Source organism: Micromonospora mangrovicola (assembly GCF_047200535.1).
Taxonomy (GTDB): Bacteria; Actinomycetota; Actinomycetes; order Mycobacteriales; family Micromonosporaceae; genus Micromonospora.
Genome location: NZ_JBJZOG010000004.1, coordinates 39,611 through 65,868 on the forward strand (window position 1 = coordinate 39,611; position 26,258 = coordinate 65,868).

The following is a 26,258-nucleotide window of genomic DNA, read 5'->3' on the forward strand; positions in this document are numbered from 1 at the left end:
CGTGACGCGCTTCTTCGTCGACGCGTGGGACCCGGCGTACGGGGCGTCGTTCGAGGCGGCCGGCGGGGGCGGGCCGGCGGCCCCGAGCAGCGCCCAGGTCGACGCCGAGGTCGAGCTGCCGGCCGCCGACTGGCGGGCCGTCGGGGCCCGGCCGGACCTGGCCGCCCCGGACGTGGTGCTGCTGGTCGACGGGGTACGCCGGATCGACGCCAGTGTCTGGACGGCCGAGGACGACGGCGGCTCGTATCCGGGCATCGCCGCCTCGTACGCCGCCGGGGTGGTCCGCTGCGACCTGGATCGCGGCGCGGCGGAGCTGGCCGGGGCGCAGGTGGGTCGGGGGTTGTTCACCGCCAGCCCCTCGGCACAGGACGTGGTGGCCGGCACGATCCGCTACCCGGTGCACCGGGTCGGCGGCAGCGGTGAGCTGAGTAAACTGCCCGCCGCGGTGCAGGCGCCGCTGACCGCGCTGGAGGTGGCGGTGTCCGACGCGGTGCGGACCGACGGCGACCTGCTGGTGGTGGACGGGCCGCTGCGCAGCCGCCGGAACCTGCCGCGCACCCTGGGCTACATCAAGACCCAGCACAGCCAGTACCTCGACGCGCGGCTGACCGCCGTGGTCACCGGCCTGGCCCCGGGGCAGCGCAGCCCGGTGTTCCGGCTGGGCACCGCCTGGGGCGGCTACTCCTGGTATCTCCGGCTGCCGGTCTCCGGCGGCGCGCCCTGGGCGGGAATCGTGCGGGTGGAGTGCTCCGCCGAGCTGACCGAGGCCGAGGCGATCGAGCTGGCTGAGCTGTCCCTGGTCACCCTGCCCCGGTTCGCCTCCAGCCCGTACAAGGATCCGCGGGCCCCGCAGAACCTGATCCCGATCGCCGGCCTGGAGCGTCGGCTGCGCGGGCTGCTCGGCGACGCCCGGCTGCTGCACCGGGTGCTGGCCAGCGCGGCCCGGGGGATCCGGCGCTGATGGGCCGCCGACGCGGCGCCGACCGGCTGGTCGAGCAGGTCGACACCGGACGGGCCGAACTGGTGCCGGACCCGGACCGGCCGGGCTCGTGGACGCTGCTGCTCGACGACGCCCCACAGTCGCACGTGGACCTGGCCGACCCGACGCACCTGGAGTTCGAGTACGTCCGCCGGCTGGCCGCCGCGATCGACCTTGTCGCCCCGCCCGGCACGCCGCTGCGGGTGCTGCACCTGGGCGGCGGCGCGCTGACCCTGCCCCGGTACGTCTCCGCCACCCGGCCCGGCTCCACCCAGCGGGTGTCCGAGGTGGACGGCGCGCTGGTGGAGCTGGTGCGCCGGGCGCTGCCCTGGCCGAGCGACCCGCGGCTGCGGGTCCGGGTGGCCGATGCCCGGGCCACCCTCACGTCGAGCCGGGACGCCGGCTACGACCTGGTGGTCGCCGATGTCTTCGCCGGCGCCCGTACCCCGGCTCACCTGACCTCTGTGGAGTACGCGGCCGAGGTGGCCCGGGTGCTCCGGCCCGGCGGGTTCTACCTGGCGAACATCGCCGACGGGCCGCCGCTGCGGCACGCCCGCGCGCAGGTGGCCACGGTGCGGACGGTGCTGCCCCGGGGCTGCCTGGTGGGCGACGCGGCGGTGCTGCGCGGCCGGCGCTACGGCAACCTGGTGCTGGTGGCGTCCCGGGTGGAGCCGCCGGTGCCGGAGCTGACCCGGCGGGCCGCCGGGGACTGGTTCCCCGGCCGGGTGCTGGCCGGGGCGGAGCTGGACCGGTTCGCCGGCGGCGCCCCGGTGGTCCGCGACGCGGACGCCACCGATTCCACCCCGCCACCGCCCGGAATTTTTTCCGTGCGTCGTTGATCCGCTCGGCGGATTGCTCCGTATCACCGGGCGGCCACGCCCGTGGGGGCCGGCTGAGGTCATCGGACACCGGAGGTCTGCATGCATGCGGTGGCGGCCGGCTGGCACGGCGAGGTGGCGAGGCCCGAGTGGATGTTCGCCCGGGCGCAGCCTCAGTCGCGCGCGTCGAGGTTGGGCCGCGGGGTCGACGGCCGGTCCGCCGATCGCCAGAATGACCCGGTGACGCCGCGACCGGTGCCCGGACGCCACCAGGCGGCGTCCACCGAGGCCAGTCACTCCGACCAGCTGATCCGGCTGCTCTACGCGGAGCACGCCGGTCCGCTGCTGATGTTCGTGATGCGGCTGACCGGCGGTGACCGGCAGCGCGCCGAGGACATCGTGCAGGAGACGCTGCTGCGGGCCTGGCGCAACGCGCACCGGCTGGGCACCCAGGGCCAGGGTTCGCTGCGTCCGTGGCTGGTCACGGTGGCCCGCCGCATCGCCATCGATGAGCACCGCAGCGAGCAGGCCCGCCCGGCGGAGACGTACGACCGGGACCTGACCGCGTTCGCCGAGGCGGACAGCACCGACCGGGTGCTGCGCACGATGACCGTGGCCGACGCGCTGCGTACGCTGAGCCAGTCGCACCGGGAGATCCTGGTGGCGACGTACTTCCGGGGGCGTACCGTGCCCGAGGCGGCCGAGGAGCTGGGCCTCCCGCTCGGCACCGCGAAGTCGCGCGTCTACTACGCGCTGCGCGCGCTGCGCACGGCTCTGCAGGAAAGGGGGGTGACGGAATGAGCCGGGCGGATCACATGGACGTCGCCGCGTACGCGCTCGGCGTGCTGGACCCGCAGGACGCGGAGCGGTTCGAGGAGCACCTCGCCACCTGTTGGGCGTGCGCGGCGGAGCTGGAGACGATGGTCCCGGTGGTGGGGCTGCTCTCCGGGATCGACGGCGAGACGATGGCGGCGCTGGAGCAGACCCACACGGATCCGGCGCTGCTGGACCGGACGTTGCACGCGGTGCGGCTGGACCGGCGGCGGAACCGGGTGCGGCAGCTCTTCGCGACCGCCGCCGCCGTGGTGGTGTTCGGTACCGTCAGCGGCGTCGGCCTCGCCACCGTGTTCGACGGCAGCCAGCCGCTCCCGCAGGCCGAGCCGACCCAGAGCGTGCCCACCGCGGCCCCGACCGGCACCGCGGGTGATCCGGGCGACCCGAACATCGGCGGCACGGAGCCGGAGGGCGACGAGCACCGGGCGACCGACCCGAGCACCGGCGTGCAGACGAACATGTGGCTCGCCCGCAAGGAGTACGGCACGCAGATCAGCGTGCGGCTGGCCCGGCTGCCGGGGCCGCGCACCTGCCGGCTGGTGGTGATCCGTAAGAACAACACCAGCGAGGTGGTGAGCACCTGGTCGGTGCCGGGCACCGGCTACGGGACGAGCGCCCGGAGTGACGCGCTGGAGCTGAGCGCGTCCACGTCGGCCACGCTCGACGACATCGCGAAGATCCAGGTGCAGTCGATCGACGTTGGCGGGATCGCCACGCCGCTGGTGACGGTGGCCGACATCTGACCCGAGGCGACGTCGGCGCCGGGCAGCCGCACCGCCCGGCGCCGTTCCGGCATGTCCGGACCCGGGTCCACCCGACGTGCTCCCCCACGTGCCGCAGGTCGGGACGGTTCAACAAGCCCACTGTGAAATGGACCACCCTTCCCTCTTCAACCTTGACAGCGCGCCGCCCGTACTACCCGGCGAACTGCCAAGATTGAGGAGGGCACGTGGCACACCTGAAGCGGACGACCGTCATCGTCGCGAGCGCGATGGTCGCACTAACGGCCTGCGCGCCCGCGGGCTACGACGGGGCGAACTCGAGCGCGGCCGAGCCGGTCGCCGTCGCCGCGGCCGAGCCCACCGCGACGGCCGAACCGGAGGCCGCCGCCACCGCGGACAACCAGGCCGCGCCCGCGGCCGACGTGCAGCTCACCGACCAGCTGATCGGCAAGAAGGTCCCCCGGATGGGCAACGTCGTCACCGACCAGGACGGGTGGGTGCTCTACCGCTTCGACAAGGACTCGGCCGACCCGCCGCAGTCCAACTGCGTGGACAAGTGCGCCCAGGTCTGGCCGCCCGCCCTGACCGACGGCAACCCGCAGTTGCAGGGCATCGCCGACGACAAGATCGGCACGGTCACCCGCCAGGACGGCACCCGGCAGATCACCATCGGCGGCTGGCCGGTCTACCGGTACATCGGTGACAAGAAGCCCGGCCAGTGGAAGGGCCAGGGGGTCGGCGGCACCTGGTGGGTGATCGACCAGAACGGCAAGAAGAACCTGACGTGCGTGCCCACCGGCACCCCGACGGCGGTCGCCCCGCCGGCCACCGGCGACTCGGGCGGCTCGGACAGCGGCGGCTACTCGTACTGATCCAGGCCGGGTAGGGACACGGTGGCCGGTCGCAGCCGAGGAGGGCGCGGCCGGCCATCGTCGTGCACCCGGACGCCGGCACACCGGCAGCGTCCCGGCGGTGTCGCCCGTCACGGCGCACCGTCATGGCAGAGTGGCCGGGTGACCTCCCCCGCCGCCCGCCGGACGTTGCACCCTCCGGCCGGCTATCGACTGGCCGCCTCGGTGCGCGGGCTCACCTTCAGCGCGTACGACCCGTGCGCCCGGGTCGCCGCCGGCACCTTCTGGTGGGCCACCCGCACCCCGGCCGGGCCGGCCACCCTCGCGCTGCGGCCCGAGGCGGGTGAGCTGGTCGCGGAGGGATACGGCCCCGGAGCGGTCTGGGTGGTCGACCGGGCCGACGCGGTGGCCGGGCTGCGCGACGACCTGACCGGCTTCGCCGAGCTCGCGGCGGCGCACCCGCTGGTCGCCCGGCTGGCCCGTGAGCACCACGGGCTGCGGATGCCGGCCACCGGCCTGGTCTTCCCCCGGGTGCTGCGGGCCGTCCTGGAGCAGAAGGTCACCGGCAAGGAGGCGTATCGGGCGTACGCGGCGACCGTCCGGCACTTCCGGGAGCCGGCGCCCGGTCCGCTGCAACCGCTGCTGCTGCCGCCGGAGGCGGCGACGGTGGCCGCGGCCCCGTACTGGGTCTTCCACCCGTTCGGTGTGGAGCAGCGCCGGGCCGACACACTGCGCCGCGCCGCGGCTGTCGCGGACCGGCTGGAACGCTGCGCCGACGCCGCCGAGGCCACCCGCCGGCTCACCGCGATTCCCGGCATCGGCCCGTGGACCGCCGCCGAGGTGGTCCGGATCGCGTACGGCGACCCGGACGCGGTCAGCGTCGGCGACTACCACATCCCCAACACGGTGGCCTGGGCGCTGGCGGGGGAGCCGCGCGGCGACGACGCCCGGATGCTGGCGCTGCTGGAGCCGTTCCGGGGCCACCGGGGGCGGGTCTGCCTGCTGCTGGAGGCGGCCGGCATCCAGGCGCCCCGATACGGCCCCCGGGCGGGCATCCGCTCCTTCGCCGCCTACTGAGCGGCGCAGAGCCGGCGCAGGGTACGCCCCAGCCACCAGGCGTACAGGTGCTGGACCGCCCGGGCGAGCGGCCCGGCGGCGCGCACGTACCAGCGGGCGGGGCGGCTGAACGCGGTCACCTCGAAGAAGACCCGGTCCCCGGCCCGCCGCACCAGGAACGCCTCCTCGCCGATCTCCGGATGCCCGGGCAGCGTGCCGTAGCCGAAGCCGGCCCGGTCCGGCTCGTCCAGCGCCCAGACCACCTCGGTCGGGCCCCAGATGCGCAGCGGCCCGACCCCGAGACCCGGGGTGACCTGTACGCCCGCGTCGGCGCGCGGCGCATCGGTGCGCATCGCCACCCCCGCCGCCCGGTGCAACCGCCAGCCGAGCACCGCGGCCGCGGCGACCGGGAAGCAGCCGTCCGGCAGCCGGACCCGGTGGCGCAGGTGCTGGTAGCCGGCCGGCAGGCGTCCGTCGCGGGTCGCACCCACCTCGGTGTACGTCAGCTCGGGCACGGCCACCTCCTCGCGCGGGACCCCGCCAGCGTACGGCCCCGGGGCGGGCGGGCCGCCGGGCGTCGGCCCGGCGGGCTGTGGTGGGCTTGTCGGGTGACCGATCAGGTGACCATCGCCCCGGCCGGGGTCGCGGACGCCGGCGAGATCCTCACCGTGCAGCGCGCCGCGTACCTGGTGGAGGCGCAGCGTTACGCCGACCCGTTCCTGCCGCCGCTGACCGAGACGCTGGACGAGGTGCGGGCCGACCTGGCCGGCCCGACCGTGGTGCTGGCCGCCCGGCTCGGGCCCCGCCTGGTCGGCTCGGTGCGCGCCCGCATCGACGGCGACACCGCCCACATCGGCCGCCTCTCGGTCGCGCCGGACCAGCAGGGTCGGGGCGTCGGCGGGCGGCTGCTCACCGCGATCGAGGCGGCCTGCGCGGGCCGGGTGGCCCGGTTCGCCCTGTTCACCGGCGCGGACAGCGCGGAGAACCTGGGGCTGTACGCGCGGCGCGGCTACCGGGTGGTGACGCACCGGCCGGACGAGAACGGCAACCGCCTGGCGGTGCTGGAGAAGGCGCTCGACCCGACGGGAACGGCTCCTTCCGGGTGACGCCGGAACCTCGCCCGGAGGCGAGGTGCGGTGCCGGGGTGGGCGTGACCCACGGTGATCAGGACCGGGGACGACGACATCTCCCCGGCCGGCGTCGGCGCGTCAGTCCCGCTCGCAGCGGCGCTTGAGCCCGTCGGCCTCCTGCCGCAGGTAGCCGCGGATGGTCCGGCCGCCGAGCAGCCCGACCAGCCAGGCCAGCGGGCCGGTCTGCGCCATCACCAGCTCGGCGCGGACCCGCCCGTCGGGCAGCGGGACCACCCGGTGCTCGCCCCGGCTGTGCACGCCCGGGCTGTCGGACTCCCAGACGAACACACGCGGCTCGTCGATCTCGGTGACCCGCCAGACCGCCGGTCGCAGCCGGGGCTGCTCCAGCCGGGCCGACGAGCCGAGGGCGAACGGCCCGGGCTCCAGCCGGCGCGCGGCGGTCACCGAGGGCGTCCACTCCGGCCAGCGCTCCACATCGGTCTGCACCGCCCAGACCCGGTCGGCGGCGGCGGTGATCTCGACGGACTCGACGAACCGCATGGCGCTCCCTCCCCGTGCTGACACGGTCAGGTTACGCCCGGTATAGACCCCGGATGATCCCGTGCGCGGTGGCGGCCGTCACGCGGCCTCGCGGAGGTCGGCCAGGCCGACCGGGGCGTGCCGGCGCAGCAGCTCCTCCAGCTCGGCCACCGAGGCGACCTCGCCGATCACGTTGGCGCCGCCGCCGTGCTCGGGGCGGTAGCGGTGCACCAGCCGGTAGCGGTACCGCCCGCGGATCAGCTGCACGCTGACCCGCCAGCGTCCGCAGCACCCGCAGCTCCACTCCGGCACGCCGCGAACGGTAGCGCCGAGCCGGTGTTCCGCCATCCGGTCGGCGGGGACGAACGGGTCGGTGCGGGGACACGCCACCCGGCACCGCCGGTGATCTGCCTCACGGCTGTCGGTGGCGTCTGGTTGACTGGTCGCCGTGGACCTGCCGATCAATCCGCCGGTCGAGCCGATGCTGGCCAAGAGCGTGCCCCAGCTCCCCACCGCGCCCGGCATGACGTACGAGCCGAAGTGGGACGGCTTCCGCTGCATCATCTTCCGCGACGGGGACGAGGTCGAGCTGGCCAGCCGGGGCGGCAAGACGATGACCCGCTACTTCCCCGAGGTCGTCGAGCAGGCCCGACGCCAGCTCCCGCCGCGGTGCGCGGTCGACGGCGAGCTGGTCGTGATCCGCCGCGACGGGCCGGGCGGGCAGCCCCGGCTCGACTTCGAGCTGCTCGCCCAGCGGATCCACCCGGCCGCCTCCCGGGTGAAGCTGCTCGCCGAGACCACCCCGGCCGACTTCGTCGCCTTCGACCTGCTCGCCCTCGACGACGAGCTGCTCACCGACCGGCCCTACCCGCAGCGCCGGGCCGCGCTGGAGAAGGCGCTGGCCAAGGTCCGCCCGCCGGTGCACGTCACCCAGGTCACCACCGACCCGGAGACGGCCCGGCGCTGGTTCGACGTCTTCGAGGGCGCCGGCCTGGACGGCCTCATCGTCAAGCCCGCCGACCTGCCCTACGAGCCGGGCAAGCGGCTGATGTTCAAGGTCAAGCACGCCCGGACCGCCGACGTGGTGGTGGCCGGCTTCCGCTGGCACAAGTCCGGCCCGGTGGTCGGCTCGCTGCTGCTCGGTCTCTACGACGACGCCGGGGTGCTGCACCACATCGGGGTCAGCTCCTCGTTCACCGCCGCGCGGCGCAAGGAGCTGCTGGCCGAGCTGGAGCCGTACCGCGAGGTCGCCGCCGACCACCCGTGGGTGCACGGCGACCACGAACGCGGGCAGCGCATCCCCGGCGGGGTGAGCCGGTGGACCGGCACCAAGAACCTCGAGTGGGAGCCGCTGCGCCCGGATCTGGTGGCCGAGGTCGGCTACGACGCGATGGAGGGCGACCGGCTGCGGCACACCGCCCAGTTCGTCCGCTGGCGTCCGGACCGCGATCCCCGCTCCTGCAGCTACGACCAGCTCGAACGCCCGATCCGGTACGACGTGGACGAGGTGCTGCGCGGGGACCCGGCGGCGACCGTCGGCGGCGGAGGCGGCCGGGCGTAGCCTGGCCGTCGACACGATCATGGAAGGCTGCCACGTGACCCGCTTCTCCGACCGGATCCGTCGGGTTCGGCCCGCCCTGGCCGGGTTCGCCGCGGCGGTGCTGCTCACCGCCGGCTGCACCCTGCCGGTGATCGCCCCGCGCGTCGAGGGCCAGGTGGAGGCCGCACCTCCGGGCACCGCACCCACCTGGCGCGCCTGCCCGGAGGTCCCGGACGAGCTGGTCGGCCGGGGCGCGCAGGGCATGCGCTACGAGTGCGCCCGGATCGCCGTACCCCGGAACTGGGGCACCGGCGCGGCCACCGGCGCGACCGCCGGGCCCGGCACCGGGGAGACCTTCGAGATCGCGCTGATCCGGATCCGGTCGGAGCGGCAGCACGACCGGATCGGGTCGCTGGTGGTCAACCCGGGCGGTCCCGGCGCCTCCGGCGTGGACACCGCCGTCTACCTCTCCTTCGGCTCCGGGTTCGGCGGGCTGCCGACCGCGGTCACCGACCGCTTCGACATCGTCGGCTTCGACCCGCGCGGGGTGGCCCGGTCCAGCCCGGTGAAGTGCATCTCCGACGCCGACCTGGACGCCAGCTTCGGCTACGAGCCGGATCCGGAGAGCCAGGCGTCATTCGACGGCTTCGCCGACCTCAACCAGCGGATCGGCCGGCGGTGCGGCGACAAGTACGGCGATCAGCTCGTGCTCTACGGCACCGAGCAGGCGGCCCGGGACATGGACGCGGTACGCGCGGCGGTGGGCGACGAGAAGTTGACCTACCTCGGCTACTCGTACGGCACCCTGCTCGGCGCGACCTACGCGCAGCTCTACCCGAAGCGGGTCCGCGCCCTCGTGCTCGACGGCGCGGTGGACCCGCAGCAGAAGCTGATCGCCGGGTCGGAGAGCCAGGCGAAGGGCTTCGAGCGGGCGTTCGACAACTTCGCCCGCTGGTGCCAGGCCAACGCCGGCCGCTGCCCGATCGCGCCGGACGCGCGGGCCGCGGTCACCTCCGCGATCGACAAGGCCGAGGTCTCCCCGGTGCGGGGGAAGGACGGCCGGGAGGCCACCGGGGGCTGGGTGTTCTACGCGGTCATCTCCTCCCTCTACACCGAGGCGGGCTGGCAGGAGCTGGCCCGGGCGATCGACTCGCTGCAGGCCGGCGACCCGACCGGGGTGTTCAAGCTCGCCGACGCGTACGCGGGCCGCGACGAGAACGGGCACTATTCGAATCTGTTCGACGCCAACATGGCGGTGAACTGCGCGGACGAGACGGAGAAGCCGTCCGTCGAGCAGATCCGCCGGCTCCAGTCGCAGTGGCGCGCGAAGTACCCGCTGTTCGGCCCGGCCCTGGCGGTCGGGATCCTCACCTGCGTCGAGTGGCCCGGCAAGCGGGACCCGTACCCGACCGGCAAGGCGGTCGGCGCGCCGCCGATCGTGGTGGTGGGCACCACCGGCGACCCGGCTACCCCCTACGAGCAGACCGCCGCGCTCGCCTCGATGCTGGGCGTCGGACGGGTGCTGACCTGGGAGGGCGAGGGGCACACCGCCTACCCGCAGACGGCCTGCGTGACGGCCGCCGTCGACGCGTACCTGATCTCGCTCGCCGTTCCGCGGGAGGGGCTGCGCTGTCCGGCCCGGTGAGCACGCGCCGGCCGGTCAGCCGGCCCGCGCCGCGCGGCTGCCCGAACCATCGCTGACCCGGCCTCACCGCCGCCGTCGGCGGCGACGTCGGGCGGACCGCTCCCAGAGCGGCGCGCCGCTGCCCGGCCCGTGCAGCAGCGGGCGCTCCGACTCGGGCATCTCGATGCCCTGCCGGGCGGCCATCTCCTCCACCAGCGCCCGCAGCCGGCGCACGTCGGCCTTCAACTCCTCCTGCTCCTCGTGCTCGAAGGCGTCGTCGTCAACGATCAGCCGGCTGGCGAAGTGCGCGGTGATCAGCGGGATGACCAGGAGGACCATGGTGGAGATGAGCAGCGCGGCGAGGAAGCGTCCCGCGAAGGTGGTCGGCGAGATGTCGCCGTACCCGACCGTCGAGGCGGTCACCACCGCCCACCAGACGGAGTCCGCGGCGTTCTTCCGCTCTACGTGGCTGTAGATGATGCCCGCCACCACGATCATCAGCAGGTAGGAGATGATCAACGTCCGCGGCGAGTTGGCGAACCACACCAGGCCCCGGTAGATCCAGCGGAACGGCAGCAGCAGGACGTCCATGGCGACATGCTGCCCGCTGCCGGCGACCGCCGCCCGGACATCGCCGGTCACCACTGTGCCAAGCTGCCGGCATGACCGACGTGATCTTCCGGGAGGCGGTCCGCGCCGACCTGCCCGGCGTCATCGCCCTGCTCGCCGACGACGTGCTGGGCAAGACCCGCGACTTCACCGAGGTGGACGAGGCGTACGACCGGGCGTTCGCCGACATCGCCGCCGACCCGCGGAACCACCTGGTCGTCGCCGACCGCGGCGGCGAACTGCTCGGGTGCATGCAGATCACGTACATCCCGGGACTGGGCCGGCACGGCGCCGAGCGGTCGCTGATCGAGGCGGTCCGGGTCCGCTCGGACCTGCGCGGGCAGGGGTTGGGCCGGGCGATGATGACCTGGGCGGTCGACCGGGCCCGCGAGCGGGGCTGCGCGCTGGTACAGCTCACCACCGACAAGTCCCGCGCCGACGCGCACCGCTTCTACCGCGGCCTCGGCTTCGTGGCCAGCCACGAGGGGATGAAGCTGGCCCTCTGACCCCGGGCGCTCCCCCACACCGGGGAGCCGGTTCCCCGCCGGGCGGGAGGGTCGGGAACGGCCGCCGGGCCAGGCTGGACGGGCAACCGAGGAGGACCGCCATGCCCGTCACCGCCGTATCCACCGGCCGGCCCGCCCCCGCCTGGGCGGTCCGCGTCGCCCACCTGATCCCGCTGGCCGTGCTCCCCTCCGGCCTGTGGCGGATCGCCCTGGTCGCCGGAGTGCCGATCGGGGCTTCCGCGTACGGCGCACCGGTCCGCCCGGGGCTCGGGGAGAGCCTCTACATCGTCTCGTTGAGCCTGGTGTCGGAGGGGCTGGCACTGCTCGCGCTGGGCCTGGTCCGCCCGTGGGGCGAGGTGTTCCCCCGGTGGCTGCCCGGGCTCGGCGGCCGGCGGGTGCCGCCGTCGGTCGCGGTCACCGCCGCCACGACCGGCGCCCTCGCGCTCACCCTGATCTGGGGATACGCCGCCTGGGGCGTGGTCATCCGGGGCAACGACCTGGGCTTCTCCCCAGCCGGCTTCGCCCTCCTGGTGGCCTGCTACCTGCCCCTCCTCCTCTGGGGACCCCTCCTGCTCATCCTCACCGTCGCCTACCACCGCCGCCGCTCCCGCCACCGCCCTGCCGCGCCGAACGCGACGGCCGGTCGGGCCGGCGGCCCCGTGACCGCCGCGACGCGGGTCAGTCGGTGACCAGCCGGCCGTCCCGGAGGGTGAGGGTACGGTCGGCCATCTCGATCAGGGCCGGATCGTGGGTGGCCACCAGGGCGGTCATGCCCCTGGCGTGCACCACGGCCCGGAGCAGGTCCATGATGGCGCGGCCGGTCTCCGAGTCGAGCTGGCCGGTCGGCTCGTCGGCGATGAGCAGGTCCGGCTCGTTGGCCAGGGCCCGGGCGACAGCCACCCGCTGCTGCTGCCCGCCGGAGAGCTCGTACGGACGTTGCGCGGCGTGCCCGCCCAGCCCGACCAGTTCCAGCAGCACGGCGACCCGCTGCTCCCGCTCCGCGGCCGGCACCCTGGCCAGCCGCAGCGGCACCCCGACGTTCTCCGCCGCGGACAGGATCGGCACCAGGCCGAAGGTCTGGAAGACGAAACCCACGGTCCCCCGGCGCAGCGCCAGCAGCTTCCGCTCGCTCGCCGCGGTGACCTCGTGCCCGGCCACCACGACCCGGCCGGTGTCCGGCCGGTCCAGCCCGCCGACCAGGTTCAGCAGGGTGGTCTTGCCGGCGCCGGAGCGGCCCTGGACGGCGACCAGCTCGCCCCGGACGGCGGAGAAGGAGACCTCCCGCACCGCGTGCACGGCGTGCTCGCCCCGGCCGAAGGTGCGGCTGACCCCCTCGACCCGGACCACCTCGTCGGTGCTGGCGACGAGGGTCGGCGCCAGGGACACCTGCTCGCTCATGAGTCACTCTCCTCGGCGTGCGCCCGGTCGCCGGGCCGCACCTCGACGTGGTCGGGTTCCAGGTTGAGCCGGACCCGGTCGCGCAGCGACAGGGCGTCCACGAAGGGCGCCGGCAGCTGCATCCGGCCGGCCCGGTCGAGCACCGCGTACTCCTCGGAGACCAGCTCGGTGCTGCCGTCGGCGGCGACCCGCGCGGTACGGCGTACCTCCGAGGCGGTCCGACCGTCGCGGATGGCGACGGTCCGGCGGACCTGGCCGGAGACGGCGTGGTCGTGGGTGACCACCACGATGGTGACGCCCAGCTCGGCGTTGATGGTCCGCATCGCGGCGAACACCTCCGCCCCGGTCGCCTCGTCCAGCTCACCGGTCGGCTCGTCGGCGAAGAGCACCTCCGGGTCGTTGGCCACCGCCACGGCGACTGCGCAACGCTGCTGCTCGCCGCCGCTCATCTGGCTGGGCTTCCGGTCCGCGCAGTAGCCGACGCCGACCAGGTCGAGCAGCTCACGGGCCCGTTCCCGGCGGGCCCGCCGGGAACGCCCGCCGACCAGCTTCATCGGCAGCTCCACGTTCTCCAGCGCGGTCAGGTACGGCAGCAGGTTCCGGCCGGTCTGCTGCCAGACGAAGCCGACCACCTGGCGGCGGTAGGCCAGCCGCCGCCGGTTCGACAGGGCGAGCAGGTCGTACTCGGCGACCCGGGCGATACCGGCGGTGGGGGTGTCCAGTCCGGAGAGGATGTTGAGCAGGGTCGACTTGCCCGACCCGGAGGCCCCGACGATCGCCAGCAGCTCGCCCCGGTCGATGACCAGGTCGAGGCCCTGCAGGGCGACCACTTCCACGCCTTCGGTCTTGAAAATGCGCACCAGGCCGTCGCAGACGATGTGCCCGCGCAACCGGTCCCGGCCACCGGCCCGTTCGGCCGCGCGCTGCGCCGCGCGCTGCTGGAGGGCGGCCAGGTCCGGCACGGCGGAAATCTCGGCGGTCGCTGTCATCTCAGCTCTCCTCTCCGAGCCGGAGCACCTCGCCGAGGCGCATCCGGCGGTTGTTCAGGGCCTCGACGGCGACCGCGAAGCCGAGGGCCAGCACGGCGAGGCCCAGCACGCCGGCCACCAGACCGGGTTCGAAACGCACCGGCGCCGCCACCCCGCCGGTGAACGCGGGCAGGCCGAGCACCGGGGTCAGCAGCAACGGCAACGCCGCGCCCACCAACGCGCCGGTGAGCACCGAGACGAGCACCAGCGGGGTCAGCTCCACCAGCAGCAGCCCTCGCCACTGCCGGCGGGACAGGCCCATGGTGCGCAGCCGGGACAGCACCTGCCCCCGGCCACGCGCCCCGGCGAGGACCGCGAACGCAAGTGCCAGCAGGCCCAGCAGGCCGCCGCCGACCGCGCCGATGGTGAAGCCGAACACCAGCAGCCCGTTCACCCCGCTGCCGCCCAGCTCGGCGCGGACCGCCGACCGGGTCAGCACCTCCGGCCGGCGGGGGCGCTCCGCGCCGGTGACCGCCCCGGAACGCTGGTAGCGCAGCTGCCCCTCCTGGACCACCCGGGCCACCGCGGACGGGTCCACCCGCTCCCCGGCCAGCAGGAAGCCAGTGGGGACCACCGGGTGCGGGGCGTCCGCCGGCAGCGCCGGCCAGGGCAGCACCAGGAAGCGTTTGACGTCCCGGCCGACCAGCGGGAACTCGTCCACGGTGGCGGCCGTCCGCACCGGCAGCCGGGCGCCCTGCACATCCAGCCAGGCGGGCCGGCGGCCGTCCCGGTCGGCCAGCCCCGCCTTGGCGAACTCGTCGGCGAGGGCCGGGGAGACCAGCGCCGGCAGCGGCGTGCTGCCGTCTCCGCCGGTGTGCAGCGGGTCGGGCACGGTCAGCGTGACGCCCGCGCGGCGGGCCACCTCGGCGAGGCGGGCACCGTCGACGAGCAGGACCTGGGTGCCCCCGACCCCGCCGAACCGGCCGGCCCGGTCGGCGTACGGACGCTGGTCCTCCTCGATCAGCAGCGGGGCGACCGCCCGTACGCCGGGCACCGCGCCCAGCGCCTCGGTGGTGTCCGGCGCGAACCGCTCCCCGTCGACCAGGACGTCGCCGGGGACGGCGCGGGCGGCGGCCCGGTCCCGCCCGGTCTCGATGCCGGCGGCCACCACCCCGCAGAACGCGGCGGTCGCGATGGCGAGCACCACCACGACGAGCGGGCCGGTGGTCGCCGCACGGCCGGCGCGGGCGGTGCCGAGGAAGGCGACGCTGCCCCGGGCCCGCGCGGCGGCCCGGCTGAGCAGCCGCAGCGGCCACGGGTAGGCGCGCAGCGCGATCAGCGCCGCGGCGACCGCCAGCAGCACCGGCACCGACACCAGCAGCGGGTCCACCGTCCCGTCGAGGGTGAGTCCCCGCCGGCGCAGCAGGAACGCCCCGAGCGCGGCCACCCCCAGCACGGTCACGTCGACGGTCAGCCGGACCGCGGTGGCGCGACCGCCGACCAGGTCGGCCCGCCCACCCTCGCCCCGCCCCGCGGTGAGCGCGGTGACCGGCGGGAGCAGCGTAGCCAGCAGCCCGGCGAGCAGCACCCAGCGCAGCTCGGTGCCGGCGCCGGGGAGCAGGCCAGCGAGCAGCCAGCCGGCGCCCGCGGCGAGCGGCAGCACCAGCGCCGACTCGGCGAGGCCGCGACGCAGCACCGCCCCGGTCGAGCCGCCCCGGGCCCGGATCAGCAGGTACTCGGTGCGCCGCCGGCGGGCGGCGAGCCGGGCGGCGAGCAGGGTCAGGCCGGCGAGGGTGGCGAGCAGCCCGGCGGCGATGACGGCGAGCAGGGTGCGGGCGGCGGCGAGCGACTGGGCGAACCGCCGCAGCGGGATGTCGACGCCCTGGGTGAGGGTGAGTCCGGCGGGCCGGGTCCGGGTCAGCGCGGCGATCCCGTCGATCATCGGGCCGAGCTGGCCGGGGGCCAGCCGGTCCGGGGCGATCCGGTAGCGCCAGCCGAAGGCGACCGGCAAGCCGGCGGTGGCGGCGGCGTCGAGCCCCGCGTCGGCGGTGTAGCCGACGGCGAGGAACGGCTCCCCGTCGCCCTCGGGTGGGGTGAGCCGCAGCATCGACGGCAGGGCGTCCCAGATCCCGTCCCGCCCGTCGAGCGGCCGGAACACGCCGACCAGCTCGACCGTCCGGGCCCGGAGCTGGCGGCTGTCCGGGTCCAGGATGGACAGCCGGAACCGGTCGCCGGCGTGCACGCCGAGCGGACCGGCCACGGTGTCGGCGAGGGCCAGCTCGATCGCGCCGTCCCCGGTGACCCCGGGGTCGGGCCAGCGCCCCTCGGCCAGGGTGGCCGCCTGACGGATGCCGGTCATCGCGCGCAGGCTGAGGTCGATCAGTCCCTTCTCGGAGCTCAGTGTCGGGCCGGTCAGTCGGGCGAACGAGGTCTGGGCGTGGTACCAGCGCTCCCCGACGGTCTGCCGCACCGCCGGCGGCATCCGCCCCTCGATGGCGGCCAGGTCGCCGGCCCGCCCGGCGACGACCTGGGCGGCGGTGCGCGACACCATGGCCGGCTCGGAGGTGTACGTCAGGTCCCGGCGGGCCACCGGCTGGCCGGCGACGTATTCGCGCAGGCCCTGCCCGGTGAGCCGGTCGGCGACCCTCGGCACCGCCGTGATCAGCAACGCGGTGACCAGGGTCAGTACGGCGAGCAGCAGGAAGTGCCCGCCGTGCGCCCGGACCCGCCGGACCGCCGCGAACAGACTCATCGCGCCGCCTCGCTTCGCTCCTCGGCGCGGCGGGTGACCGCCACACCGTGCCGGATGATTCGCTCGCTCATCGTTCTCCCCCGATCCGCAGCTGCACGGCGGCCACCCGCTGGCGCAGGCCGGCGGTGATCACGGCGGCGAAGCCCAGGGCGGCCAGCAGCAGCCCGCCGGCGGTCAGCGCGACCGGGGTCCACGGCACGGTGAGGACCGCCTCGGGCACCGGCCGGCCGGCGGCCGGGGTGAGGATCACCAGCGGCACCATGGTGGCCGCGACCCCGGCCCCGACCAGCAGCCCGACCCCGACCCCGATACCGGCCAGGAAGGCCTGCTCGGCGAGGAGCGCCCGGGCCAGCAGCCGGGCGTTCGCGCCCAGCGTGTGCAGCACGGCGAACTCGGTCAGCCGGCGCCGGGCGGTGGCCCACACGTCGACCGCCAGGCCGACCAGGGCGAGCAGCACCGCGCCGAGCGCCGCGGCGAGCAGGCCGGTACGGGCGCCCCGCCAGTACGGGTCGCGGTCGGCCTCCGCCGCCACCCGGCGCCGGTCGAGCAGGGTGGTCCCGGGCAGCTCGGCCAGCGCCGTCGCGGCACCCACGTGCCCGTCCGGCGTGGTCCGCAGCCACCACTCGGACATCGGGCGGACGGTGCCCTGCTGGCGCAGCAGCAGGTCGGTGGCGGCGCGCAGATCCAGCAGCACCCCGTCGCCGCTGGTGCCGGGGACCGCCGCCACCTGTCCGACCACCTTCACCGGCAGGGTCACCCCGGACAGCGAGAGCGGTGTCTCGTCGCCGGTACGCAGGTTCAGCGCGGCCGCCACGCCGGGCGTGACCAGGGCCGGCACGGGTGGATCGTCGCCGACCGGCACCACCGCGAACCGGGAGGTGGGCTGTTGCGCGTACTCCAGGGCGCCCTGGGGCAGCATGACCTCGTGGGTGGCGTCGACGGAAGTCGCGCCCACCCGGGCCGACACCGAGGGGCCCTGCTCGGCGTCGGTGACCCGCCAGTCACCGTCGAGCGGCAGCGGCAGCGCGTTGCCGGTGGCGCCGCTGAGCCGGAGCCCGTCGATTCGCAGCTGGTAGCGCACGCCGAGCGCCGCTCCGCCGTCGGCCTCGAAGCCGGCCAGCCGCAGCGGGGCGCCCCCGGTCGCGGGCAGCGGCACGGAGAAGGCCACCGGACTGCCGTCGGCCTTCCCGAGGGCGAGGGGCAGCCGCCAGGCATTGCCGCCGTCGGTGGTGAGCAGCGCGGAAACGGCCATCGGGGGTGGCGCGAACGGCGACAGGACCGGGGTGCGGGCGGTGCCGGAGAGGGTCGTCGCGCCGGCCGGGAGGAGCACCCCGGCAGGGGCGGCCCGTCCCTTGACCAGCCGGTCGAGCAGCGCGTCGGCCGACGCCCCGCCGTCGGCGTCGGCGAGCCGCAGCACCCCGGTCGCGGCGGCCGCGTCGAGGGTCAGCACGGTGGCCGGCAGGTCGTCGCGGCCGAGTCGGACGTCGTCCCGCCAGGCCGGTAGCACCCGGTCCAGCCCGGCGACGGTGGCCAGCTGGGACAGCCGGTCGGCGGGTGCGACGCCGTTCCGCTCGACCAGCCGCAGGTCCGCACCGACCGTGTGCCGGGCCTGCTCGCGCTGCGAACGTTCCCAGGAGGCCACCAACGACCAGGCGAGGGTGCTGCCACCGACGGCGAGGGCGAGCAGCAGCACCGGGCCGGCGTGCGGCCGGCGCCCCGCCTGCCACATCCCGAACGTGGTGGCGGTCCACGGGCGCCGGTCGACGAACCGTTCCGCGAGCCGGGTCGCCGGGGGGAGCAGCCGCAGTGCGACGACCGCGCCGGCCAGCACGCCGAGGATCGGCGCGGCGGCGAGCAGCGGGTCGATGCCGAGCCGACCGCCGGCCCCAGCCAGCGGGGAGGAGTACTGCCGCAGTTGGGTCCAGGCGAGCACGGCGAGGGCGACCAGGGCCAGGTCGACGCTGGCCCGCTGCACGGCGGCACCCCGCGTCGGGCGGGACCGGGCGGCCATGTCGGCGACGTAGGTGCCGGCCCGGCGCAGCGCCGGCACCACCATGGCGAGCAGGCAGCCGACGGCGGCGGCGACCGCGACGGTCCAGACCCGGCCGAGGCCGCCGCCGGTCAGGCCCAGGTCCGCGCCGAGCCGGTGTACGGCCTGCCCGGTCAGCGGCGGGGCGAGCAGCGCGGCCGGGGCCACCACCAGGGTGGCCTCCCGGGCGGCGAGGCCGGCGAGCTGGCCCCGGGCGGCGCCTCGGGCACGCAGCAGCGCGGTCTGCGCCCGCCGGTCCTCGTTGAGCAGCGCGGCGACCAGCACCAGCGCGTACCCGCCGAGGACCACGATCAGCAGCAGCGGGGTGAGCAGGGCGGACCGGCCGACCAGGTCGGCGCGGCCGAGCCGGTCGGCGAGTCGGCCCAGCTTGCCGACGGCCTGGGCCGAGGAGCCGAGGCCGGTGGCGTCGGGGAGCTGCTCGACGATGGTGTCGAGGGCCGCCGCGACCCCGGCGAGCCGGCTCGGCGCGGTCCCGGCGAGGTCGGGCGCGACCAGCCAGGCGGCCGAGGTGGAGCCGGGGAAGGTCGGCGCGAAGTCGGCCGGGTCGAGCACGAACGGCCCGTACGAGGTGGTGGCCCCGGCGCCCGGGCCGTCACCCACGCCCGGGGCGAGCCGCCAGTACGCCTCGCCCGGGTCACGGGGTCGCCAGATGCCGGCGAGCACCACCGCGCCGGCCTTCTCGGCGCTGCGGTCGTAGAGCGGCACCCGGTCCCCGGTGCGCAGCCCGAGCTGCCCGGCGACCTTCTCGGGGAGGGTGACCTGGAGTGGCGACTGCCCGGGGGTCGGCCAGGACCCGGCGGTGAGCTGGGCGTGCGCGGGCAGGTCGGCCAGGGTGGCGAGGCTGGCGAACATCGGGTCGTCGCCGACCCGGGCGGCGCCCAGGTCACCGGTCAGTTCCCGGCCGGTGCCGTAGCGGGCGGCGGCGACGGCGACCGGTATCCCGCCCAGGCCGTCGGCGAACTGGACGCGGACCGCCCGGTCCCGGTCGGCATACGCGGCGGCATCCGCGCCGCCCGACCCACTGACCAGCAGGCTGCGCTCCTCGGCCGGGGCGGCGTCGAGCACCGCCCGCGCCCCGGCCTCGACGGCTCGCCGGTTGTAGTCGGAGAGTCCGGTGACCAGCGCGACCGCCACCAGGGCCGCGACCGCGGCGGCGAGCAGCAGCCCGCGCGCCTCGACGGCCCGCCTCCACACCAGCTTCATCCGACGTCCTCCCCTGCCCCGGTTGGGGCGACCTCCAGGGAGACAGCTCGGAAGCCGGGAAAGGTTCGCGGGCGTTACTTGATCGTTATCGGGAACGTGGCGGGCGACCTGCTTGCGATGCGGACCACAGGCAACGCCCGGGCCGGACGGGCACGCCGTGCTCCTACCGGGGCCGGTCCCGGTCCTTCGAGGGCTGCACCCGCTTCGGCTCGCCCGGCATCTTCGGATATTCCGGCGGGTACGGCAGGTCGCCCTGCCCGGCGGCGGCGTCCCGCTCCGCCCACTCCAACAGCGGGCTGATGTCCCACGGGGTGTCGTCGATGCCGGCGTGCGGGTCACCGCGCTCGGCCAGCCGGGCCGGCACGCTGCCCAGGTGGAGGTCGTCCGGGTCGACCCGGGTCAGTTCGTCCCAGTCGACCGGGGTGGAGACGGTGGCCCGCGCGTTGGCCCGCAGCGAGTACGCGCAGGCGATGGTCCGGTCCCGGGCCATCTGGTTGAAGTCGACGAAGACCCGGCTGCCGCGTTCCTCCTTCCACCACGCGGTGGTGACCAGATCGGGGCGGCGGCGCTCCAGCTCGCGGGCCAGCGCGATGGTGGCCCGGCGCACCTCGACGAACGTCCAGCGGGGGTGGATGCGCAGGTAGACGTGGACGCCCCGGCCGCCGGAGGTCTTCGGCCAGCCGGTCGCGCCCAGCTCGTCGAGCAGGGCCCGCAGCTCGCCCGCGGCGGTCACCGCGTCGGCGAAGTCGGTGCCGGGCTGCGGGTCGAGGTCGATCCGCAGCTCGTCGGGGCGGTCGACGTCGGCGGCTCGCACCGGCCACGGGTGGAACACCACCGTGCCCATCTGGGCCGCCCAGGCCACGTGTGCCAGGTCGGCCGGGCACAGTTCGGCGGCCTTGCGGCCGCTCGGGAAGGCGATCTCCGCGGTCCGGACCCACGGCGGTACGCCACGGGCCGGCACCCGCTTCTGGAAGAACATCTCCCCCTCGATGCCCTCGGGGAAGCGCTGCAACGTGGTGGGCCGGTCCCGCAGGGCCCGCATGATGCCCTCGGCCACGGACAGGTAGTAGTGGAAGACGTCCGCCTTGGTGAAGCCGCGCTGCGGAAAGATCACCCGGTCCGGGCTGCTGAGCCGTACGGTTTGCCCGGCCACCTCGATCTCCTCGGCCGCGGCCTTGCTGCCAGCCATTGCGCGACCATATGCGATGGCACTGACGCGCGGCGTACCGTTGACCGGTGAGTCTTTCCGAGAGCGAACTGCCCCGTACCGAGGACGAGTGGCGGGTCCGGCTGAGCCCCGCAGAGTTCCGGGTGCTCCGCGAGGCCGGCACCGAGCCGCCGTGGACCGGCGAGTACGTCGACACCAAGACCCCCGGCGTCTACCACTGCCGGGCCTGCGGGGCGGAGCTGTTCCGCAGCGAGGACAAGTTCGACTCGCACTGCGGCTGGCCGAGCTTCGACGACGCCATCCCGGGTGCGGTGAAGGAGATTCCCGACAACACCCTGGGGATGCGGCGTACCGAGATCCGCTGCGCCCGGTGCGACAGCCACCTGGGGCACGTCTTCGAGGGTGAGGGCTTCACCCCGAAGGACACCCGGCACTGCGTCAACTCGATCTCGATCACGTTGGAGCCGAAGCAGGGCTGACGGGTGGGCCGGCGGTGCCGTACCTGCGGCGCCGCCGCGTGCTCAGAGCAGCAGGCGGCCGCCCTGCTCGTCGATCGCGTCCGCCGAGTCGTCATCCAGCCACACCCCGCCGGTGGCCAGGTAGCGGAACCGGTACTCGCCCGGGGCGAGCCGGACGGTCACCGTCCGGGTGCCGTCCCGCCGGCTCACCAGCTCGTGCCGGCCGGGCTCCCAGTCGTTGAAGCAGCCGACCACGCTCACCGTGCCGGCCGGCGTGTCCCGGGGCAGGCAGAAGGTGACCCGGGTCTGGTTGCCGAAGAGCTTGTTGCGCTTGATCACGGGGGATCCTCCGGGGTTCGAGGGCGGTCACCGGGCCTAACGCGCGACACGCCGGGGGCGACTCGCCGTCGAGCCGGACCAGGTTCGCCGGTTTCGGTTGCCCTGGTGTGTCCACTCCCCGACTCTGAGATGACGGGTCCGTTTTCGGGGGGTTTCAGATGGCAACGTGTGAGGTCTGCGGCAACGACTACTGGATGGCGTTCGAGGTGCGCGCGGTCAGCGGCGACACGCACACCTTCGACTGCTTCGAATGCGCCATCCACAAGATGGCACCCATCTGCGAGCACTGCCAGATCAAGATCGTCGGCCACGGGGTGGAGGTCTCCGGCCGCTTCTTCTGTGGCGCGCACTGCGCCCGGGCGGTGGAGGGCGCCCAGGGCGCCGAGATCCGCGACGCGGTCGGCGCCCGCCCGGCCTGAGCCGGACCGCCCGGCGCGAATCCACTTCAGACCGGCCGTAAGCGGGCGGTAAGGGTCGACCGCTGTGCGCGCTGGCTAGCCTACGGGCATGCCCGCGACCAGATCGACGCTGCTGCCGCTCACGCTGACCGCCGTCCTCGCCCTCGCCGGGTGCGCCGGGTCGGACCGGCCGACCGACGAGGCCGCGCCGGCCGACCCGGCCCCGGCGGCCACCACGCCCGCCGCGTCGGCGGCCGGCACCGCCGCGCCGGTCCCCGCCAAGCTGGACTTCACCGCGCGCACCGTCGACGGCGGGTCGTTCAGCGGCGCCAGCCTCGCCGGGAAGCCGGCCTGCTGTGGTTCTGGGCGGCCTGGTGCCCCCGCTGCCGGGGGGTGGCCGACGACGTGGCCGCGCTGCGCCGGGACAGTGCCGGCCGGGTCAACGTGATCGGCGTGGCCGGGCTGGGCAGCGGCGCGGACGCCATGCGTCGCTTCGCCACGGACACCGGCATCGCGGCCTTCCCCAACCTGGCCGACGACGAGGGCGCGGTGTGGCGCCGGTTCGGCGTCACCAGCCAGGAGTGGTACGTGCTGCTCGACTCCACCGGCAAGGTGGTGCACTCCGGGGCGCTGTCCCAGGAGGAGCTGCGCCGCCGGGTCGCCGAGCTGGCCTGACATGTCCGACGCCCCCTACGGCCTCGCCCTCGCCGCCGGCCTGCTCGCCGCGGTCAACCCGTGCGGGTTCGCGTTGCTGCCCGCGTACCTGTCGGTGCTGGTGCTGGGCGAAGGCCCGGCGGCCGCCCGCGGGCCGCTCACCGCGGTGGGCCGGGCGCTGGCCCTGACCGGCGCGATGACCGCCGGCTTCGTCGCCGTCTTCGGCACGTTCGGCCTGCTCGCCGGCCCGGCCGCGGACGCCGTCGCGCAACGCCTGCCGTGGGTGTCGGTGCTGATCGGGGTGGCGCTGGTGGTCGCCGGCGGGTGGCTGCTCGCCGGCCGGCAGTTGGCGACCCTCACCCCGCGGCCGGCGGCCGGCCCGGCCGTCCGGGCCCGGTTCGGCTCGATGGCGCTCTTCGGCGTGGCGTACGCCGTCGCCTCGCTCGGCTGCACGATCGGCCCGTTCCTGGCCGTGGTGGTGGCCGGCTTCCGGGCCGGCAGCCCGGCCGCCGGGGCGGGCCTCTTCGTGGCGTACGCCCTCGGGATGGGGCTGGCGGTCGGCGCGGCGGCCCTCGCGGTGGCGCTGGCCCGGGAGTCGCTCGTCCGGCGCGCCCGGCGGGCCGCGCCGCTGCTCGGCCGGCTCGCCGGCCTGCTGCTCGTGCTCACCGGCGGCTACGTGGCCTGGTACGGCTGGTACGAGGTCCGGCTGTTCGCCGGCGGCGACGCCGACGACCCGGTGATCGCCGCCGCCGGCCGGGTGCAGGGCGCGCTGCGTGACGGGCTGGCCGGGCTGGGCCCGTGGGGCGTCACCTGGATCGTCACCGCGCTGCTCGCGGTGGCCGCCCTCGGCACGCTGGCCCGTCGGCGCAGCACCGCCCGGCGGGCAGCCGCCGCCGACCGGGCCGACGACGGCGGGGCGGCGACCACCCCGGTCCGGGCCACCCCGGGCGGCGGGACGGACCCGGCCTAACCTTGCGGGATGCCTGTCGAGTCACACGTCGCCACCTTCGCCGAGCTGGACGCCCGCACCTTCCACGACCTGCTCCGGCTGCGCATCGACGTGTTCGTCGTCGAGCAGGCCTGCCCGTACCCGGAGCTGGACGGCCGGGACGTCGAGGCCGGCACCCGGCACCTGTGGCTGACCCGGGACGACGCGGTGCTGGCGTACCTGCGGATCCTGGCCGACCCGGACGGGGTGGACCGGATCGGCCGGGTGGTGGTGGCGCCGGCGGCCCGCGGCGCGGGGCTGGCCGGCCGGCTGATGGCCGAGGCCCTGGCCCTGGTCGGCGACCGGCCCTGCGTGCTGGAGGCGCAGACCCACCTGGTCGACTTCTACGCCGGCCACGGCTTCGCGATCAGCGGCGCCGGGTACGTCGAGGACGGCATCCCGCACACCCCGATGCGCCGGGCGGGGCTGCCACCGGCCTGAGCGGACATCGACGGATACCGCTTTCCGGTGCACCGTGCCAGGCGGAGCCGTCGCGCGAGCCAGCGAGCTCCGGCAGCGGCGCCAACCCGACGCCGACCTGCACCGCGACGTCCTGACGCCCGGGTGAGGTGCCGGCGGGGGCCACCGGTACCACGCCGGGCGTGGTGACGGTGGCCCCCGCTTTCACACCAGGCAGGTGACGATGTCGGCGATCGACCGGCGGCGGCCGGTGTAGAAGGGGACCTCCTCGCGGACGTGCCGGCGGGCCCGGGAGGCCCGCAGGTCGCGCATCAGGTCGACGATCCGGTGCAGCTCGTCGGCCTCGAATGCGAGCATCCACTCGTAGTCGCCGAGAGCGAACGAGGCCACCGTGTTGGCGCGCACGTCCGGGTAGCCGCGGGCCATCCGGCCGTGCTCGGCCAGCAGCTCGCGCCGCTCGGCGTCCGGCAGCAGGTACCACTCGTAGGAGCGGACGAACGGGTAGACGCAGAGGTACGCCCGGGCCTCCTCGCCGGCCAGGAACGCCGGGATGTGGCTCTTGTTGAACTCGGCCGGCCGGTGCAGCGCCAGCTGCGACCAGACCGGGGTGAGCGCCCGGCCCAGCGTGGTCCGGCGGAACCGCAGGTAGGCGTCCTGAAGGGCGTCGCTGGAGGAGGAGTGCCACCAGATCATCAGGTCGGCGTCGGCGCGCAGCCCGGCCACGTCGTACGTGCCCCGGATGGTGACGTCCTTGCCGGCCAGCTCCGCGAAGAGCGACTCGACCTCGTCGACGACGTTCTCGCGCAGCGTCGGGAGAGGGCTGGTGGCCCGGTACACCGACCACATCGTGTACCGGATGCTCTCGTTGAGCTCCCGCAGCCGCGCCGCGTTGGTCTGCTCGGTCATGCTGCCGATCCTCCCAGTGCCGTGATGATCTCTTCGGCCGCGTGCTCGCCGGAGCGGACGCAGACCGGGATGCCCACGCCGTCGTAGCCGGCCCCGGCCAGGGCCAGCGTCGGGTGGGCGTCGCGCAGGGCCGCCCGCACCGCCGCCACCCGGGCCAGGTGACCGGGGGTGTACTGCGGCAGGGACCCACCCCAACGCTGCACGTGCCGGGCCAGCGGGGTGGGCAGCGCGGTGTCCAGCACCTTCGACAGCTCCCGGTGCACGGTGGCGACCAGGTCGTCGTCGGTGAGCTGGAGGGACGCCTCGTCGCCGTACCGGCCGACCGAGGCGCGGACCAGGGCCGGCCCGTCGGGGCGGCGCAGGTGTCCCCACTTGGTGGTGAAGAAGGTGGACGCCTTGATCAGCAGCCCCTCGGTGGCCGGCACCAGGAAACCGGACAGCTCCGGCAGCTCCGGTTCCGGCAGGGCCATGGTGATCAGGGCGACGCTGGCGTAGTCCAGCCCGCCGACGGTGCCGGCGACGTCGGGCGCCGGGCCGGCGAGCAGCCGGGCGGCCGGGCGGGCCGGCACGGCGAGCAGCACCGCGTCCGCCTCGACGTGCTCCGGGTCGCGGGTCGGGCCGACGGTGAGTCGCCAGCCGGCCGGGGTGCGGTGCAGCTCGCGGACCGCGGCGTCCCGCCGGATCGTCGCGCCGCTCTCCCGCGCCGCCGCCTCGACCAGGGTGCTCAGCCCGCCGGCGAGGGTGCCGAAGACCGGCGCGCCGGGGGCGCGCGGCGCGGCGGCCTGCGCGGCGCGGACCGCGCCGACCAGGGTGTGCGTGGTCCGGGCCGCCCGGGCGAGCGCCGGCATGGTGGTGACCAGGGAGAGCTCGTCGGCCCGCCCGGCGTAGACACCGCCGAGCATCGGGTCGACCAGCCGGTCCACCACCTGGTCGCCGAGCCGGTCGCGGACCAGCGCGCCGACCGCCACGTCCTCGTCCGGGCCGAGCAGCGGCCGACCGGCGTCGCGGTCGGCGTCCGCCGCCGGCCGCGCCACCGCCGCCACCTTCTCCAGATCCCCGGGTACGCCGACCAGGGTGCCGCCCGGGACCGGGCGCAGCCCGCCGTCGACCACGAGCGCCGCCTGCCCGACCGACGGGTGCACGATCGACCCGCCGAGGCCGAGCCGGCGGATCAGGGCCACCGCGCTCGACTCCGCGCCGGCCGGGTTCCGCATCAGGAACGACTCGGCGCCGAACTCGACGGGGCCGCCGGCCAGCTCGCCGGTGCGAAGCTTGCCGCCGAGGCGGCCGGACTGCTCGTAGACGGTGATCTCGGTGCCGGCGGGGGCGCGGTCACGCAACCGGACGGCCCCGGCCAGCCCGGTGATCCCGCCACCGACAATCGCCACCCGCCACGGTCGCGCCACC

At 75.6% G+C, this 26,258-nt stretch carries 27 protein-coding genes and 1 pseudogene; 16 read left to right on the plus strand and 12 right to left on the minus strand.

What is annotated here, in order from left to right; translation table 11 throughout:
• Position 1 precedes the first annotated feature (1 nt).
• From ACL02O_RS02675 to ACL02O_RS02700, 6 genes are all read left to right on the plus strand, one after another.
• Positions 2 to 961: a hypothetical protein gene (locus ACL02O_RS02675; protein WP_412816307.1), complete on the plus strand. Its 960-nt coding sequence runs from the start codon at positions 2 to 4 to the stop codon at positions 959 to 961.
• Complete coding sequence (locus ACL02O_RS02680) at positions 961 to 1,818, plus strand: spermidine synthase (protein WP_412816308.1); 858 nt, start codon at positions 961 to 963, stop codon at positions 1,816 to 1,818. Before ACL02O_RS02675 ends, ACL02O_RS02680 begins: the two co-directional genes overlap by 1 nt.
• A gap of 81 nt (positions 1,819 to 1,899) precedes the next feature.
• Positions 1,900 to 2,598, plus strand: coding sequence for a sigma-70 family RNA polymerase sigma factor (locus ACL02O_RS02685; RefSeq protein WP_412816309.1), 699 nt, complete (start codon positions 1,900 to 1,902; stop codon positions 2,596 to 2,598).
• Positions 2,595 to 3,374: an anti-sigma factor family protein gene (locus tag ACL02O_RS02690; RefSeq protein ID WP_412816310.1), complete on the plus strand. Its 780-nt coding sequence runs from the start codon at positions 2,595 to 2,597 to the stop codon at positions 3,372 to 3,374. The genes ACL02O_RS02685 and ACL02O_RS02690 overlap by 4 nt, the downstream gene beginning before the upstream one ends.
• A 206-nt stretch (positions 3,375 to 3,580) precedes the next feature.
• Positions 3,581 to 4,225, plus strand: coding sequence for a hypothetical protein (locus tag ACL02O_RS02695; RefSeq protein ID WP_412816311.1), 645 nt, complete (start codon positions 3,581 to 3,583; stop codon positions 4,223 to 4,225).
• 141 nt (positions 4,226 to 4,366) lie between these two features.
• Positions 4,367 to 5,281, plus strand: a complete 915-nt coding sequence (locus ACL02O_RS02700; protein WP_412816312.1) for a DNA-3-methyladenine glycosylase family protein — start codon at positions 4,367 to 4,369, stop codon at positions 5,279 to 5,281.
• Here ACL02O_RS02700 and ACL02O_RS02705 read toward each other — a convergent pair.
• Complete coding sequence (locus tag ACL02O_RS02705; protein ID WP_412816313.1) at positions 5,275 to 5,775, minus strand: DUF1990 family protein; 501 nt, start codon at positions 5,773 to 5,775, stop codon at positions 5,275 to 5,277. The genes ACL02O_RS02700 and ACL02O_RS02705 overlap by 7 nt on opposite strands.
• Before the next feature lie 93 nt (positions 5,776 to 5,868).
• Here ACL02O_RS02705 and ACL02O_RS02710 point away from each other — a divergent pair, with 93 nt between their 5' ends.
• Positions 5,869 to 6,366, plus strand: coding sequence for a GNAT family N-acetyltransferase (locus ACL02O_RS02710; protein WP_412816314.1), 498 nt, complete (start codon positions 5,869 to 5,871; stop codon positions 6,364 to 6,366).
• Between the two features lie 102 nt (positions 6,367 to 6,468).
• Here ACL02O_RS02710 and ACL02O_RS02715 read toward each other — a convergent pair whose 3' ends face one another.
• On the minus strand, positions 6,469 to 6,891 hold the full coding sequence (locus tag ACL02O_RS02715; RefSeq protein ID WP_412816315.1) for an SRPBCC family protein: 423 nt from the start codon (positions 6,889 to 6,891) through the stop codon (positions 6,469 to 6,471).
• A gap of 78 nt (positions 6,892 to 6,969) precedes the next feature.
• Positions 6,970 to 7,182 carry a hypothetical protein gene (locus tag ACL02O_RS02720; protein ID WP_412816316.1) on the minus strand — a complete coding sequence of 71 codons (213 nt, stop codon included), beginning with the start codon at positions 7,180 to 7,182 and terminating at the stop codon, positions 6,970 to 6,972.
• A gap of 136 nt (positions 7,183 to 7,318) precedes the next feature.
• Here ACL02O_RS02720 and ACL02O_RS02725 point away from each other — a divergent pair, with 136 nt between their 5' ends.
• Both ACL02O_RS02725 and ACL02O_RS02730 read left to right on the plus strand, forming a co-directional pair.
• The gene (locus ACL02O_RS02725) at positions 7,319 to 8,431 is read left to right on the plus strand and encodes an ATP-dependent DNA ligase (RefSeq protein ID WP_412816317.1); all 1,113 of its coding nucleotides are present in this window, start codon (positions 7,319 to 7,321) and stop codon (positions 8,429 to 8,431) included.
• A 19-nt stretch (positions 8,432 to 8,450) separates the two neighbouring features.
• Positions 8,451 to 10,055: an alpha/beta hydrolase gene (locus ACL02O_RS02730; protein ID WP_412816318.1), complete on the plus strand. Its 1,605-nt coding sequence runs from the start codon at positions 8,451 to 8,453 to the stop codon at positions 10,053 to 10,055.
• Between the two features lie 63 nt (positions 10,056 to 10,118).
• Here the strand turns inward: ACL02O_RS02730 and ACL02O_RS02735 are convergent, their stop codons facing one another.
• A complete protein-coding gene (locus tag ACL02O_RS02735; protein ID WP_412816319.1) occupies positions 10,119 to 10,676 on the minus strand; it encodes a potassium channel family protein in 558 nt (185 codons plus the stop codon).
• Positions 10,677 to 10,696: 20 nt separating this feature from the next.
• On the opposite strand from ACL02O_RS02735, the gene ACL02O_RS02740 reads away from it, so the two are divergent.
• The gene (locus tag ACL02O_RS02740; RefSeq protein WP_412816320.1) at positions 10,697 to 11,149 is read left to right on the plus strand and encodes a GNAT family N-acetyltransferase; all 453 of its coding nucleotides are present in this window, start codon (positions 10,697 to 10,699) and stop codon (positions 11,147 to 11,149) included.
• Positions 11,150 to 11,250: 101 nt separating this feature from the next.
• Positions 11,251 to 11,838: a hypothetical protein gene (locus ACL02O_RS02745; RefSeq protein WP_412816321.1), complete on the plus strand. Its 588-nt coding sequence runs from the start codon at positions 11,251 to 11,253 to the stop codon at positions 11,836 to 11,838.
• Here ACL02O_RS02745 and ACL02O_RS02750 read toward each other — a convergent pair.
• The 5 genes from ACL02O_RS02750 to ligD form a co-directional block, all read right to left on the minus strand.
• On the minus strand, positions 11,828 to 12,547 hold the full coding sequence (locus ACL02O_RS02750; RefSeq protein ID WP_412816322.1) for an ABC transporter ATP-binding protein: 720 nt from the start codon (positions 12,545 to 12,547) through the stop codon (positions 11,828 to 11,830). The genes ACL02O_RS02745 and ACL02O_RS02750 overlap by 11 nt on opposite strands.
• Positions 12,544 to 13,536, minus strand: a complete 993-nt coding sequence (locus tag ACL02O_RS02755) for an ABC transporter ATP-binding protein (protein ID WP_412816323.1) — start codon at positions 13,534 to 13,536, stop codon at positions 12,544 to 12,546. Before ACL02O_RS02755 ends, ACL02O_RS02750 begins: the two co-directional genes overlap by 4 nt.
• 1 nt (position 13,537) lies before the next feature.
• Entirely contained in the window at positions 13,538 to 16,267 is a 2,730-nt protein-coding gene (locus ACL02O_RS02760) for an FtsX-like permease family protein (protein ID WP_412816324.1), read from the minus strand.
• Between the two features lie 67 nt (positions 16,268 to 16,334).
• Positions 16,335 to 19,520 carry an FtsX-like permease family protein gene (locus ACL02O_RS02765; RefSeq protein WP_412816325.1) on the minus strand — a complete coding sequence of 1,062 codons (3,186 nt, stop codon included), beginning with the start codon at positions 19,518 to 19,520 and terminating at the stop codon, positions 16,335 to 16,337.
• Positions 19,521 to 19,683: 163 nt separating this feature from the next.
• Positions 19,684 to 20,709: a non-homologous end-joining DNA ligase gene (gene ligD / locus ACL02O_RS02770; protein ID WP_412816326.1), complete on the minus strand. Its 1,026-nt coding sequence runs from the start codon at positions 20,707 to 20,709 to the stop codon at positions 19,684 to 19,686.
• Between the two features lie 47 nt (positions 20,710 to 20,756).
• On the opposite strand from ligD, the gene msrB reads away from it, so the two are divergent.
• Positions 20,757 to 21,167, plus strand: a complete 411-nt coding sequence (gene msrB / locus ACL02O_RS02775) for a peptide-methionine (R)-S-oxide reductase MsrB (protein ID WP_412816327.1) — start codon at positions 20,757 to 20,759, stop codon at positions 21,165 to 21,167.
• Positions 21,168 to 21,209: 42 nt separating this feature from the next.
• Here msrB and ACL02O_RS02780 read toward each other — a convergent pair whose 3' ends face one another.
• A complete protein-coding gene (locus tag ACL02O_RS02780; RefSeq protein ID WP_412816328.1) occupies positions 21,210 to 21,485 on the minus strand; it encodes an isoamylase early set domain-containing protein in 276 nt (91 codons plus the stop codon).
• A 158-nt stretch (positions 21,486 to 21,643) separates the two neighbouring features.
• Between ACL02O_RS02780 and ACL02O_RS02785 the strand changes: the two genes are divergently transcribed.
• The 4 genes and pseudogenes from ACL02O_RS02785 (at position 21,644) to ACL02O_RS02800 (ending at position 23,966) form a co-directional block, all read left to right on the plus strand.
• Positions 21,644 to 21,904 carry a Prokaryotic metallothionein gene (locus tag ACL02O_RS02785; protein ID WP_412816329.1) on the plus strand — a complete coding sequence of 87 codons (261 nt, stop codon included), beginning with the start codon at positions 21,644 to 21,646 and terminating at the stop codon, positions 21,902 to 21,904.
• A gap of 88 nt (positions 21,905 to 21,992) precedes the next feature.
• Positions 21,993 to 22,558, plus strand: a pseudogene (locus ACL02O_RS02790) (redoxin domain-containing protein).
• 1 nt (position 22,559) lies between these two features.
• Positions 22,560 to 23,507 carry a cytochrome c biogenesis CcdA family protein gene (locus tag ACL02O_RS02795; RefSeq protein WP_412816330.1) on the plus strand — a complete coding sequence of 316 codons (948 nt, stop codon included), beginning with the start codon at positions 22,560 to 22,562 and terminating at the stop codon, positions 23,505 to 23,507.
• Positions 23,508 to 23,516: 9 nt separating this feature from the next.
• A complete protein-coding gene (locus ACL02O_RS02800) occupies positions 23,517 to 23,966 on the plus strand; it encodes a GNAT family N-acetyltransferase (RefSeq protein ID WP_412816331.1) in 450 nt (149 codons plus the stop codon).
• A gap of 183 nt (positions 23,967 to 24,149) precedes the next feature.
• Here the strand turns inward: ACL02O_RS02800 and hemQ are convergent, their stop codons facing one another.
• Complete coding sequence (hemQ, locus tag ACL02O_RS02805) at positions 24,150 to 24,851, minus strand: hydrogen peroxide-dependent heme synthase (RefSeq protein ID WP_412816332.1); 702 nt, start codon at positions 24,849 to 24,851, stop codon at positions 24,150 to 24,152.
• A complete protein-coding gene (hemG, locus tag ACL02O_RS02810) occupies positions 24,848 to 26,257 on the minus strand; it encodes a protoporphyrinogen oxidase (RefSeq protein ID WP_412816333.1) in 1,410 nt (469 codons plus the stop codon). Before hemG ends, hemQ begins: the two co-directional genes overlap by 4 nt.
• Position 26,258 lies beyond the last annotated feature (1 nt).